This is a genomic window from Paenibacillus sp. FSL R5-0407, from assembly GCF_038009185.1.
GTDB classification, from domain to species: Bacteria; Bacillota; Bacilli; order Paenibacillales; family Paenibacillaceae; genus Fontibacillus; species Fontibacillus vini.
The window spans coordinates 3,199,221-3,213,276 of sequence record NZ_JBBPAX010000001.1; the positions used below are offsets into that span (position 1 = coordinate 3,199,221).

Here is a 14,056-nt window from a genome sequence, read left to right on the forward strand (position 1 = left end):
CCCTGCCACGCTCTAAAGCGTTGGCAGAGGTTGTCCTATTTTACGAATGAAATATCCGTATAATTGCTGTCTTCGAAGATACAATATTGCAGTAGATCTTACTTGGAGCTGTCCTCCGCACCGGCCTTCATTCGCAAGCGGGCGAAGAAGTCGAGCAGCGGGCGCTTCGTTTTGCCGATCAGGCCGATCACCTCGGCTCCGATTTGCAGGAAGAACACCATGACGCAGATGACGACAAAGGTGACCCAGTTGGCGTTGTACATGGCCGCAGACGATTGGATGACAGCCAATACGCCAAAGAAGGCGGCGATGCCGTAAATGATCAGCACGGTTTGGCGATGGCTGAAGCCGAGCTCGCGCAAGCAGTGATGCAAGTGGCCTTTATCCGGCGAGAAGATCGGTTTCTTCTGCATCCAGCGGCGCACGATGGCAAACAACGTGTCCGAAAGCGGTACTCCGATCAAGATCAACGGTGTCAGGAACGACACGATCGCTACCTGTTTGAAACCGAGCAAGGATAACAGCGCCAAGCTGAAGCCAAGGAACAAGGCCCCGGAGTCGCCCATGAATATTTTGGCCGGGTGAAAGTTAAAGTACAGGAAGCCGATAATGCTGCCAAGCAGCAACAGGCAGAGCAGCGCAACCACGACATTACCCATCAGGAATGCCATGACGGTGATCGTACCGATCGCAATCGCGGAAACCCCTGCAGCCAGACCGTCCAGTCCATCGATCAGATTGATGGCGTTGGTGACGCCGACAATCCACAAAATCGTAAACGGAATCGCAATCCAGCTTTCAACCGATGCATACGTATGAAAAGGAATATTTGCAAATTCAAGGCGGATATCAAATCCAAATACGACAACGCAAGCCGTCGCGATTTGAACTAGAAATTTAAATTTGGCCGGCAAATCGAAACGATCGTCGAACGCACCAAGCAATATAGTCATGGTTCCGCCGACAAGAAAGGCTTTGACGAAGTTCACTTCGCGTACCGAAAAACTTTCCGGAAGAAACGGTAGAACCAGGAAGAACGTAATCACAAAAGATAAGAAAATAGCTAATCCACCGAGTCTCGGCATAATTCTTGTGTGCACTTTACGAGCATTGGGTACATCCACCGCGCCGACTTTAACGGCAAACTTCTTTACGAATGGCGTCAATCCCAGTGCCAGACCGAGCGAGACGATAAACCCGATGGTATAAATCATCCACATGTGTATTTCAACCCCCATTTATTCTGCCGGAATGAATTATACTCCGTTTCAGGAGAAACACAACCTCCGTATTTGAGCAATAATACGCTGTTTCGCGCAATAATTCAATGATTTAGCCCATTTTCGTCAGGTTTTCTCCCTCACGCAGTACGCGAACTACGAATTTCGGCAGCGCAAGCATCCTCCGGAAGCGGGTAGGCTCCGATAACAGGCGGTACAACCACTCCAAGCGAAGCTTCTGGAAGGTCTTCGGCGCCCGCTTGGTTTTGCCGGAAATGATGTCAAAGCTTCCTCCAACTCCCATCATGACCGGTACGCCCAGAATCTGTTTGTATTTTCCGATCCAGGGCTCCTGAGTGTCGGCGCCCCGGGCTACAAACAGCAGATGAGGCGAAACCGCCTTGATGGCATCAATAACCTCCTGATCTTGATCAGGACCGAAGTACCCGTCACGAAATCCGACAATTTCCGTTCCCGGATATTGCAAAGTTAACCGTCGCGCCGCTTCCTGAATCACTTCGCTTGTCGTCCCAAGGAGATACACCTTCCAGTGGTGCCGCTCCCCTTCCTTCATTAATTCATGAAGCAGGTCGAATCCGGCTACCCGTTCTGTCACCGGTTGGCCGACTTTTTGTGCCGCCCAGACCACGCCGGTGCCGTCAGGCACGATCAATTCGGCCTTCTGCATCATTTGTTTGTAGGAGGGGTCTTCCATTGCGGCCATTACCATGATCGGGTTGGCTGTAATGATTTGATGAGGCTTGCCTGAATTAACGACTTGCGTTAAATAATTGACCGTATCCTTCATTCCCCATTTGCAGACTGGGATTCCCATAATCGATACCGTCGGCAGAACCTCGACCTCATTTTGCTTCGTCTCCACCTTGCTCACCCTTTGCTCTGTAAAAGTTCAACAATGCGCTGCGCGGGGATCTGGGCTTCGCGCTTCAGTTCCGAAATTTTCGGAGCATGAGACTTGCGCCAAACCCCGCCCTCAAGCAGCAGCCGCTCGGCTTGCGAGGCAACGATCCGTGGATCGAGCTCCTCGGCCGTGCCGACAGGCACGCTGCCGAGGCGGCCCATAAAATGATCGATCTTCGGATCATAAGAGACGCCGAGCAGCGGCACTTCCTGCGAAGCCGCGTAAATGAGGCTGTGCAGCCTCATTCCAACAAGCAGGCGGCAGCGGCTTACTTCGCGGAGCATCTCGTACGGATGCTCCGTCTCCGCCGCAATGCTGACGGTGCTTCCGTGTTCTGCCAGGTTCCCCAGGCGCTCCATGACGAAGCGGGAGGCTTCGTCATCGCCAGGGAAATGAAACGGCAGAAAACGGATATGCACCGGAACCCGGCGGCTGAGCGAAGCAAGGCCTTCGGCCAGCTTCGCCAGTTCGGTCCGCTCGGAGTTCCAGAGGCGGACCGATACCCCGACTACCGGCAATTCGCCGGAGTCGGGCGCACTCGAAAACCCGCCGCCTTCAGCATGCGGATTGGGCTCCAAGCCTGCATGCGACTCCACATCTAATCCGTTCTGGAGATCGGCCGCACCTGCAGGGTCCGTTTCCTTTTCCGGCAGGACTATCCCCATCACCGGATCGGGGACGACCTGGACGTCGCCCTTCCGGATCCCCATGCTGCGCACCAGCTCGGCCGATTCCGGATCTCTTACCGAAATGTATTCGCAGCGGCGGAACACCGATGCGATAAAGGGACGGAACAGCTTCCGGCGTACCGGCCCTACGCCTTGCGCATAAATGAAGGTCGGCTTGCCCAACCATTGGGCAATCTTGATAATTCCCAAATAATAGGGAATCGAGCCGAGCCCGGTGGCGTCCTGAAGCAGGCTACCTCCGCCGCTGATCAGGCCGTCGCTGTTCTTTATAGCGTTCCTTACCTCGGCAAGTTTCATCCGATGTACGGACTTCACGCCATAAGTCCGGCTAGTCCATTCAGGATCGATAGATAAAACGACCGGAGTGATCTTCATGCCCGCCGCCTGTCCTTCATGCTCCAAGGCGGAGAGTATTGACTGCAATACAGCTTCGTCCCCGCTGTTACGGTATCCGTAATATCCCGACAGGACTAAGGTTTTAGAAGACGCGGCGACCATTTATCCCAGCACCTTTCAATAATATGCCATATGAGCACGGCGATCAGGCCGACGATAAGACCAAGTCCGAGACCCAGCACTCCGCGAATCAACGAAAGAACTGCCGGCGTATGGATATGCGCGAAAGTATCGACCATGGATAGCTGTCCCATTACCGCAATGACCATGGCATACAGCGCCCACCGATAACGGAAAGCAGCAAAAATGCCTACAATGAACAGCGGATGCGCCAGCAAAAACTCTTTATTCCGCGGGCGTACGCCAAACGTATTTTCAAGGAAGGAACGGAACCAGGCTTCTCCCGGAAGGAGCGTACCGGCATTTCCTGTTCTCGATAAATAGTAAAGAGCGGCGACACCAAGCACGGCTGCGGCAACGACCCAAATGAGCGTAATCGGCATCCGCAGCCAATTGCGCAGTTCCTGCCATACCGAAGAACCTTGATACAGGAACACATAAACGGCAATCAAAAAGATCGGCCCCAGGTGAAGCAAGCTTACACCGCGGAACTGATTAAGCACGAGGCTGTAAGTAATGTTATTCAGCAGCGCAATTACGAACGGAACGGCCGCCAGCGAAATCAGCGCTGTTTTAATATAAAGAACGATCGTATGGGTCAATCTCCGCCCGGCTGAAATATCCGGATGAGCCCCCTTGATTTCTTTAACCTTGCGGATCGCAAGGATCGTCGCTATCGTCGGCGCGCTGATGGCAACGCCCAAAGCTAACGCCTGCTCAAACAGAGTCGGCTTCAGGACGTAAAGTCCGGCGGAACCGATCAAGCCCAGCAGGAAAACAAGCAGTGTCAATGGAGCAATAAAGTAAGAAACCAGCAAAGCGCAGAAAGCAACTCCGCCCAGAACAACAAACGCCTTTAGGTATTTCTGCCAAGAAGAATCATGAATTTCAAAGGCTTCTGCCTGTCCCATTTCGAAACCATTATCTTGAATGCGCTGAATTGCCCCTTCCGGACCTTGCAGCGAATCGATCAAATTGTTGATCGGGTTCGTGATAGCCGCTTTAGCCGCATCCTTGGAAGGCGAAGCATTCAGATATATCATCCGGATATTCCGGTCCTTTGTTGCAAGCACGAACCGGTCGGACAAGGTTTTCTTATCCTGTCCAGCCTCAGTATCGGACAAAGAATGCAGACGTACGATATTGTAATCCGTCAAATAGGCCAGTGTATTCAATCCTTTTTGCGGAGCCTTCAAATTCTCGATGGCTGCCAAACCGATACCGTGCTTATTCAACAGATCCGCAAAGCCCTGCAGACTGTTCATAGCACCGTTATCCTGATACCCCTTCACGGACTCCCCGTCAAAGAGGATACGCTTCACTCCGTTTTCCGCTAAAAAAGACAGTTCCTGATCCAGGGCATCCTGGTCATAACGAATATTATCCGATAACCGTGGGAGAATATTGAAGCCTTTGTCACGCAACATTGCGAATGCAAAAGGATCCATCTGCATCGGCTTCATTACCGCCTCTTCCATTCCCAAACCGATTGCAAGCCCTTCACGGTCTTGGTACCGCCATGGCATCACGGGAATGTCCAGGTTACGGAACGTCTCCTCGATCATAGGACGCAGCTCTTGTTCGTTCTCCGTACTAGTAAAAGCGATATAAGTATAATTCCCCTCAGGAGAAACGACCGTTTGCGTCATCTTTGCCACATCCAGCGCGTTAAACACCATAATCCGGCGCGCCTTCGACAATTCATCCAGCGTGCTTTCAAACATCGCTATCGTATTAACGCCGGCCGCCTTTATGCGATCCAGCTGTTCATCCATGTAAGCTGCCGGATTGGCCTGATAAGACGCAATGTCCAGCAACCCCCGATAATTGAAAACAAACTCTACCTTATTTGCCGACGACTCGGTTTGTACCCGCTGTACGATTACAGGCAAAGAAGCCACAATACCAACTATAACCAAGATCCACAACCACTTGCGGGAAGCGTCATTCCACCGCTGCCAACTTCGAATCACAAAGGTACCTCCTCAAAAGTAAAAAATTATGCGTCTACGCGAGCCAGCACTTCATCTTGCAAACGGGCAAGGCGCGCTTTGGCGTCCTCGTTCGATGTGCCGCGTACCGCGAAGTAGAATTTAATTTTTGGTTCCGTTCCCGAAGGACGAAGACAAAACCATGAGCCGTCCTCCAAAAGAAACTTCAGCACGTTTTCCTTAGGCAGGCCGTCCAGTCCTTGCGAATAATCCAGCAGATCCGTCACTGCGACACCCGCGATACTCTTAGGCGGATTACTGCGGAAGTCATTCATCAGCGCGCCGATTTGCGCAAGCCCGTCTTTCCCCTTCAAAGTCCGGGATGCTAGAGTTTCACGATAATATCCGAATGATTGGTACAGCTCCTCCAACACATCGATCAACGTTTTCCCTTGGCGTTTATAATAAGCCGCCGCTTCACAAATCAATGTCGAAGCTACGATGGCATCCTTATCCCGGGCATAGTTGCCGGCCAGGTATCCATAGCTTTCCTCATAACCGAACAAATAAGTATGCTCGCCCGATTTTTCGAATTCGTTCATCTTTTCGCCGATATATTTGAATCCGGTCAGCGTATTAAATACGGTTGCCCCGTAGTGACGGGCGATCGCGGCTCCCAGCTCACTCGTAACGATCGTCTTCACGACCGCGCCGTTCGCAGGAAGTTTTCCGGTTTCTTTCATTTGACTAAGAACATAATGCACAAGAAGAGATCCGGATTGGTTTCCGGTTAAAATTTCATACTCTCCGTCCGCATTCTTTACAACCGCGCCCATACGGTCCGCGTCCGGATCCGTACCGATGAGAATGTCAGCGCCAACCTGTTTACCAAGCTCGATCGCCATAGCAAAGGCTTCGCGCTCTTCCGGGTTCGGAGATTTCACTGTAGAGAAATTGCCGTCCGGCAGCTCTTGTTCTTTAACGATATGAACCTGGGAAAATCCGAGCTTCTGCAGCGCTTGACGGACCGGAAGATTACCGGTTCCATGCAGTGGCGTAAATACCACAACGACGTCCTTGGCCGCACCCGAAACCATTAACTCGCGGTTTACGCTGGTTGCGGCTACCGTTTCCACGAAAGCCTCGTCTTCCGCTTCTCCAAGCCATACAAGCAATCCCTTGGCTTCGGCCTCTTCACGGCTAAGACGCTTCACTTCAGCAAGCGAAGTCAACGCCTGAATGTTCCCGATCACGCGCTCTGCTTCATGAGGCACGAGCTGACCGCCGGAAGCATTGTACACTTTATAACCGTTATATTCAGGCGGATTATGGCTCGCCGTAACCACGATGCCACCGGTTGCCTTCAAACTGCGCACCGAAAAGGACAACTGCGGCGTAGGGCGAAGCGACGGGAACAATTTGGCAACAATGCCGTTGCCGGCCAAAACAAGCGCGGCTTCCAGCGCGAACTCCGGAGAGAAATGACGGCAATCATGGGCAATGACCACCGATGGCTGGCCAGCCTTATCGCCATGCTCCTCCAAAATATATTTTGCAAACCCCTGGGTAGCCCGGGCAACCGTGTAACGGTTCATTCGGTTGCTGCCTGCGCCGATTACGCCGCGAAGCCCCCCGGTACCGAACTCCAGCTCCCGGTAAAACCGGTCTTCAAGTTCGGATGGATTAGTGTCCAAATCGCGCAGCTCCTGTTTGGTTGCCTCATCGATGGAAGGATCGTTCAGCCAGCTTTCTACTTTTTCTCTAATGTTCAAGTTCAACTCAGTCATGGTTTCAAAAGTCCTCCTAAACAAAATTTTATCTAACTCAGGATAACGCAAACATAATTTCGCCCTCTGCGACAATTTTATCATCGACTTTGGCGACTGCTTTGCCCTTGCCAATCGAGCCCTTCATACGGGTGATTTCCACTTCCAGGCGAAGCTGGTCGCCCGGAACGACCTGTCCGCGGAAACGGAAGCCGTCCATGCCGGCGAGGAAACCGATCTTCCCGCGGTTGCTCTCCACATTTAGAATCGCAGCTGCCCCTACCTGGGCCAAAGCTTCAGCAATCAGTACCCCTGGCATCACCGGATAATCGGGGAAATGACCCACAAAAAACGGTTCATTGATCGTTACGTTCTTGATCCCGACGGCTCTCTTGCCGTCCTCCATCTCCAAGATCCGGTCCACCAGCAGAAATGGCGGGCGGTGCGGAATAATCTCCTGAATTTGCTTGATATCGAGCATTATGTAATACCCCTTTCCATTTTTCATAAATCTCAAATTGGTTATGCTTAGACATCGGATTTAAAGTTTCGTATAAAAGATCAGGCGGACGGCCACACTGTAATTATCCTTCGCGTCTGCAGAAGCGGAGGTTAAGATAAGGGGCTTATCCGCAGGCGGCCTATACCGCTTTCGGATAAAGCCCTTTTGATTTTCACACTGGTGACAGTCCCCCATCATTATACATTTTATGGCCTTAAAAAGAAAACTCCCGATTCCGGGAGTTTCTGTAACTTTTTATTCAATTTCTTCCATTATATAATAACTCTTAATCAACAGGCCGCAGGCTAAGGTGCGAAAACCAAGTCGAACACATGCCGCCAGGTTTCCCACTGCCAAACGCCGCCTATCTCCTGCTTCCCTAACACCACATAGCCGACAACCGTTCCGCCGACCAAGGCAACTACCAGAAACAATAGCACAAGCACGATTCGCAGGAGGGTGATCCACCCGGACCGTTTTGCAACAGCCGGGCTATTCTCTTCGGTCATGAAAGTCCACCTACCCGCGCAAGTTATTGGCCAAGCCCATCATGGTTTCACTGGACGAGAGCGCCCGGGCCGCAAGCTGATAAGCCCGCTGTACCTGCAGCATCTCCGCCATTTCATCCGTCAGATTGACATTGGAGCCTTCTAACGCCCCTTGCCGGATCTGGGCCTGCTGAGCTTGAGGAAGCAACGCCGTTTCACTCAGGACATCCGCTTCCACTGCACCGGAAGCAAGTACAAACAGATTTCCGTCAACCTGTTCCAAGGCTTCCGGCCGTATTGGAGTCAGCAATTGAATCCGCCCAAGATCATTCACTTCATTTCCGGAAACCGCACGGATATTTCCCTGTCCGTCAATTTGCAGCTTCGAACCCGCCGGGACCGCAATACGTTCATCATCCGCATTCAATACGAATTGACCCATATTGTTGACCAGGTATGTGGATTCAGGATCAGAAGGATCCTGTTGAAGATGAAAATCGCCGGCCCGGGTGTAAGCCTTCCCGCTCTCGGTAAGCACCGCAAACAATGCATTTCCTTCAATGGCAAGATCCGTTGGATTATCGGTTAATTTAATGGAACCTTGGGTGAAATTGCTCGTAATCGACGTCATTCTGGAACCGAATCCGAGATCAAAACCGGAGGGTGTTGCCCGCCCAGTCAGCTCCATCTTGGAAGTCTGCTTCTGGACACGGGTCAATGTGTCTTCAAAGGAAGCTTCCTTTCGCTTATACCCCGTAGTATCCATATTGGCGATATTGTCGGAAAGCAAATCCAAACGCTGCTGAATCCCGTTCATGGATACCATGGCGCTGATCATGGAGTTATTCATATGGCACCTCCTTTAATTTAAACTTGGTCTAGACGCGGCCAATATCATTTACCGCCCGATCCAGGCTTTTATCATAATATTGGATAATTTTCTGATTCGATTCGTACGCACGTTGGGCAGCAAGCAAATCAACCATGGCCTGAGCGGTATCCACATTCGAAGTCTCCAGGTATCCTTGACGGACTGCAGCTTCATCCTCCACCGTAAGCCCGATGCGAATATCCGCAGCTTCGGGATCTTCAGCCCGGTATACGCCATTGCCTTCACGAACCAATTCTTGAGGCCGGTTGACTACCGCCACTCCGAGTCTGGCGACCGGGACAGCGACTCCATTCTCATAATAAACAAAATTACCGACGGCATCACTTTGAACCTGATTAATCGACATTCCAGCAGGCAATACGATCGGATTTCCGTCAACTCCAAGCACCCGCTGCCCCTGCGAAGTAAGCAAATCACCTGCAGCATTCACCGTAAAATTACCGTCCCGAGTATAACGGACCTGATCATTATTGTCCAGCACCGAGAAAAAAGCTTCCGGACGGTATATAACCTCTCCGTCTTCGCTTAAGTATTTACCTGAAGCGTCAAAAGGAATAGGCAATCCGGTAGCGGGGTCATTCAAATTCAGGCTGGATAACAGTCCGAAATTGGACGCCTTGCCCGTTTCTCTCAAATCCCCCTGTACGTAAGAGGCCAGACTTTCTTCCGCAAACACGCCGGTCGACAGCTTGCCGATGCGCTTCGCATTCCCTGATTCCTTATCCCCGACGAGCGAAATCAGCATATCGGGAAAAGAGTGGCTGACGGCATTAACCTGTTTGTAGCCAGGCGTATTGATATTGGCGATGTTTTGCGTTACCGTATCATGCCGGCGTTGCTGTGTAATCATGCCGGATGCAGCGGTATATAGTCCTCTTAACATGGGCAAACCTCCATACTTGACTCATCTATTTCACCGCAACAATTATTGCGGTTATATATTCAGGATCATTCATTCCAACAACATATCTTATATTTATATCGGATAATCAGAATTTTTTCTTAATAACCCGATCCAAATTGTCCAACATAATGCCGGTTCCTTTCACGACGCAGTGCATCGGATCTTCGGCAATCAATACCGGTACGCGGAGTTCTTCAATCAAGAGCTCGTCCAGCCCGTTCAGCAGAGCGCCCCCGCCTGTCAGAATAACGCCCCGGTCGATGATGTCGGCGGACAGTTCCGGCGGAGTACGCTCCAGCACTGATTTTGCCGCGGTTACTATAGAAGATACCGGATCGGTCAGCGCTTCCTGGATTTCAGCCGCAGTGATAGTAATCGTGAGCGGCAGCCCGGATACCATGTCCCTGCCCCGAATATCCATTTCCGCAACCCGTCCCGAAGGATGCACTGTTCCGATGCCGATCTTGATATCTTCGGCGGTCCGTTCCCCGATCAGCAGCTTGTACTTCGTTTTAATATATTTAATAATGGCGGCGTCAAACTTGTCCCCGGCGATTTTAATGGACGAAGCCGTGACGATGTCTCCCATGGAAAGCACCGCCACATCCGTCGTCCCTCCGCCGATATCGACAACCATATTGCCGCTCGGTTCAAATATGTCCATTCCTGCGCCGATGGCCGCAGCCTTCGGTTCCTCTTCCATAAATACTTCTTTGGCACCGCTGTGTTCCGCCGCTTCGCGGATCGATTTCTGTTCAACTGAAGTAATGTTAGTTGGCGCGCAGATCAAAATACGGGGGTGGCTGTACCAGCTTCTGCCTCCTACCCGATCAATGAAATACTTGAGCATCGTTTCCGTAATTTCAAAGTCGGCAATAACTCCGTCCCGTAATGGACGAATCGCAATGATATTTCCCGGTGTACGGCCAACCATCCGTCTCGCATCTTCACCGACCGCAAGCACCCGTTTGGCGTCACTGTCGATCGCAACCACAGACGGTTCGTCGAGGACTACTCCCTTTCCTTTGACATGAATCAGCACATTGGCTGTGCCCAAATCAATACCAATATCCTTGCTCATCATCGCGATGCTCCCCCAGAACGTATTTTATGACAAATATATGGTAAAAGTTTCCCCGAATCACGGAGCCGTAATTCGACATCTGGCTGCGAAAAAACCTTCAAAACTCGGGAAAATGAGATATAAATCCACAATCTCATACCATATTTAAAAATACCATACTTTGGGGGAGGTGTTCAATCACATTCATCGGGATGCCAAACATAATATTTACCCACTAACGAGCGGAGCTAATCACCTCCCGTTTGGATTGCCCTTTCTTCTTATACTTGATCTTCGTCGCCTCGCCTCCTCGAAGGTGCCTGATCGACTTATGGTATTCGAGAATGTGCTTGACCTGGTCCGCCAAATCCGGATTAATCTCCGGCAGACGCTCGGTTAAATCCTTATGCACCGTGCTTTTAGATACGCCGAACTCTTTGGCTATAGTCCGGACCGTATGCCGAGTTTCCACAATGCAGCGACCTATTTTAATCGTCCGTTCTTTGATGTAATCGTGCACGCTCCCGCCTCCCTACTCGAGATAGTTTGGTACATTATATGAGGGGCGTGCCCATATATTCTTTGTTTCCAAGCCTGACAAGCCCGGGCGAGGCCAATTATTTTGACAAGTGCTCCTGCAAAGCCTTCATTTTTACCTGCTTATTTTAACGGATTCCCTCTACTCCAGCGCGATTCGCGAGTGCGGACGAGCCCATCACCCCGATACATAATTCCGCTCCATCCAGATAAAAAAAGACTGTCCCTCAAGTCAATATGACTTTTAAGGACAGCCTTCTGTAATTCATTTTCTTTTTCCGTCTTATTCGTGTTTCGGCAAAACGCTGGACGGATTAATCAATTCGCCATTTTCATATACGGCGAAGTGAACGTGGTTGCCAAGGTCTTTTTCCATCTCATTCCGACCGGCTAATGCGATCGTATCGCCTTGTTTCACTTCGGCATCCATTTTTACTTTTACGTCCGACAGACTTTCGTAAACGGTTTTCAAGTTGTTGGCATGCGTAATTTCAACTACGAAACCGAGCAAAGGAACTTCATCCACCCGTGTTACTTTACCGCCCATAGCGGCCGTTACTTCAAACGACTGGTTATCCGCCCGCGCCAGGTCGATTCCGGTATTTGCGATAAAGGTATCGTTATACTGGACAAGCGCGGCTTCATGATCCTCGGCACTCGCTTCATTGTCATAGAATGGCTTCACTACGGTAACATCCGCGGCATTGGCTACCGGCCATACCAGATCCTCAGCTACAGCTACGGTCTCGGTAGCCTTGTCTTTGCCGCTTTCCTTCGCGGTATCCTGACCCAGCAGGTCCTCGCTGCCCGCCTGCTCTACGGAATCCGTCACGCTGGCAGGTGTGGAGTCCATAGGCTTTTGGCTGGCATCCTGGTAGACCCACACTAAGGTTAGTATAATTGCCGCTGCTGCCATGTAAGCTGCCGGGTAAACCCATCTCTTCGACAATACTTTTTTCCACGTGGACACCGGTACTACCGGCTCTCCCATTGCAATTTTAGGAGACTCCTCATGGGATTTCTTCTTGTTATTTTGTTCATTCATTGCTCATCACCTCAGTAACCAGTGTTACCGGGGCCGAAGCTTTTATACTTCGCTTATATCATTTTTTGAAAATTTTACAAGAGAGTCCGATTCAGAAATAGTTACTTTAAGAGACGGGCCGCTTGTTGAAAGGAAATTCCGGTGTAATAGTGTTTGAGAATTTGAGTAGTCGTATATCCTTTCTGCGCCATTCCGTTCGCTCCCCATTGGCTCATCCCCACGCCATGACCATAGCCATAGGTGGTGATCTTTACGTTTGTTCCGTCAAATTGAATTTTGAACTGGCTGGAACGAAGCCCGAGCTTCTCTCGAATCTCCCGGCCCGTATAGACCTTATCCCCCACCTTAATCTCCTTTACTCTCTGTCCGGAAGTGAAAGAGTTAATCCGAAAGAGATTCCCGGAAGTGAGACTCTTGCTGCCGCCTGCCGAGACGGGTACGGCCGGAACGGTTTGTCCCAATTTACTAAAAACCTCATTAAGCTTAAAAGTTACTGTCTCTTCGTTATTTGGGTTGGCTACACTGTCCCAAGGGCTGGGTACACTACGAAGATAAGGAACTCGAAGCGACCAGTACTCCTCGGAGTTCTCCGTGTATCCCCCGCTGGCCGAGAAAAAGGATGCCGTAATCGGCTTTCCTTGATAGGTCATCACAATGCCGCGGGTTTCTTGAATGGCGCGTTCCAGTTTGGAAAACTCCCTGGCTTTGCCTTTGTCCTTCCATTGCTCCAGCGTCTCTTTCGAGAGATATGCTTGGTGATCTACCGTATCAAGCACGTCCGCCTTACCGCCGGGGACACCGCTGGTGTCGTTGGCCGCCAAACGACGGACGATGAAGGTTCGGGCCGCGATCGCCTGCGCCTTGAGCGCTTCAAGCTCAAAGTCCGCCGGCATCTCGGCGGCCAGTACGCCGGTCACGTATTGCTCGAGCGGCAGGGTTTCCACGCTGCCGGTGCGTGTCAGATACACGCGCACCGGCGTTTTGTCCGCGGCGGCCGAGTCCTCCGCCGGGACGAGCCGCTCCGCGCCCGCGCCGGGCGCGGGGCCCGGCAGTTGCTGCAGCTGCTGCGCCCGGGCAGCTGCGGCAGCCGGGTCGGCCGGCGCCGGCGGCGGTCCGGCGCCGCGCACCGCCAGCAGCGCGGGCAGCAGCACCGCGAGCGCGGCCAGGCCCGCCAGCCCGGCGGCTAGCCCGCGGGCATCCTTCCTCCTTCCGCCTCCGCGGAAGGAGGAAGGGCGGCGGGCCCGCGAGCCGGGCGCGATGCGCACGCGCAGCGGCGTCTCCCGCTCAGGCTCGCCATCGGCCGCGGCCAAGCGTAGCTGCGCGTGCTGTCCACCCGGCGGCGGCTTCACCGTGCCACTCACCTCAGCTGCGCTTGATCCTGCCTCCTCTACGCTACTCGGCTCCGTTGTACCCTTGCCCGACTCCCCCTCACCCCGGTTCATTTTTACTGTAATTCTATGATTTGTTCCCGGTTCCTTAAATGGACCCCACTTCTCATTCATTCCTAGATTACCTCCATCCGGATTCGTGCTGCAGCGTAGCGTAAACATACCTGCTGGCGAGCATGCCCCTACCCTAGCG

Annotated in this window: 13 protein-coding genes; all 13 read right to left on the minus strand. The window is 51.9% G+C overall.

From position 1 onward, the window contains the following. Positions 1-98: 98 nt before the first annotated feature. Complete coding sequence (locus NYE70_RS15320; protein ID WP_211022654.1) at positions 99-1,220, minus strand: glycosyltransferase family 4 protein; 1,122 nt, start codon at positions 1,218-1,220, stop codon at positions 99-101. A 112-nt stretch (positions 1,221-1,332) separates the two neighbouring features. Next, positions 1,333-2,055 (minus strand): WecB/TagA/CpsF family glycosyltransferase, encoded by a 723-nt coding sequence (locus tag NYE70_RS15325; protein ID WP_341047602.1) that lies wholly within the window; start codon positions 2,053-2,055, stop codon positions 1,333-1,335. A gap of 53 nt (positions 2,056-2,108) precedes the next feature. Then, a complete protein-coding gene (gene csaB, locus NYE70_RS15330; RefSeq protein ID WP_341046725.1) occupies positions 2,109-3,329 on the minus strand; it encodes a polysaccharide pyruvyl transferase CsaB in 1,221 nt (406 codons plus the stop codon). After that, positions 3,302-5,320: a DUF5693 family protein gene (locus NYE70_RS15335; protein WP_341046727.1), complete on the minus strand. Its 2,019-nt coding sequence runs from the start codon at positions 5,318-5,320 to the stop codon at positions 3,302-3,304. The genes csaB and NYE70_RS15335 overlap by 28 nt, the downstream gene beginning before the upstream one ends. Before the next feature lie 26 nt (positions 5,321-5,346). After that, on the minus strand, positions 5,347-7,065 hold the full coding sequence (locus NYE70_RS15340; protein ID WP_213653705.1) for a phospho-sugar mutase: 1,719 nt from the start codon (positions 7,063-7,065) through the stop codon (positions 5,347-5,349). Positions 7,066-7,102: 37 nt separating this feature from the next. Then, positions 7,103-7,525, minus strand: a complete 423-nt coding sequence (gene fabZ / locus NYE70_RS15345; RefSeq protein WP_211022658.1) for a 3-hydroxyacyl-ACP dehydratase FabZ — start codon at positions 7,523-7,525, stop codon at positions 7,103-7,105. Positions 7,526-7,851: 326 nt separating this feature from the next. After that, positions 7,852-8,055, minus strand: a complete 204-nt coding sequence (locus NYE70_RS15350; protein WP_213653704.1) for a DNA-directed RNA polymerase subunit beta — start codon at positions 8,053-8,055, stop codon at positions 7,852-7,854. 10 nt (positions 8,056-8,065) lie between these two features. After that, on the minus strand, positions 8,066-8,884 hold the full coding sequence (locus NYE70_RS15355) for a flagellar hook-basal body protein (RefSeq protein WP_211022660.1): 819 nt from the start codon (positions 8,882-8,884) through the stop codon (positions 8,066-8,068). 28 nt (positions 8,885-8,912) lie between these two features. After that, the gene (locus NYE70_RS15360; protein ID WP_213653703.1) at positions 8,913-9,809 is read right to left on the minus strand and encodes a flagellar hook-basal body protein; all 897 of its coding nucleotides are present in this window, start codon (positions 9,807-9,809) and stop codon (positions 8,913-8,915) included. A gap of 106 nt (positions 9,810-9,915) precedes the next feature. Then, entirely contained in the window at positions 9,916-10,914 is a 999-nt protein-coding gene (locus tag NYE70_RS15365; protein WP_211022662.1) for a rod shape-determining protein, read from the minus strand. Positions 10,915-11,128: 214 nt separating this feature from the next. Further along, positions 11,129-11,413 carry a sporulation transcriptional regulator SpoIIID gene (gene spoIIID / locus NYE70_RS15370; protein WP_114497259.1) on the minus strand — a complete coding sequence of 95 codons (285 nt, stop codon included), beginning with the start codon at positions 11,411-11,413 and terminating at the stop codon, positions 11,129-11,131. Between the two features lie 300 nt (positions 11,414-11,713). Continuing rightward, a complete protein-coding gene (locus tag NYE70_RS15375; RefSeq protein WP_211022663.1) occupies positions 11,714-12,475 on the minus strand; it encodes a M23 family metallopeptidase in 762 nt (253 codons plus the stop codon). 101 nt (positions 12,476-12,576) lie between these two features. After that, positions 12,577-13,977, minus strand: coding sequence for a stage II sporulation protein D (gene spoIID, locus NYE70_RS15380; protein WP_341046737.1), 1,401 nt, complete (start codon positions 13,975-13,977; stop codon positions 12,577-12,579). Between the last annotated feature and the right edge of the window lie 79 nt (positions 13,978-14,056).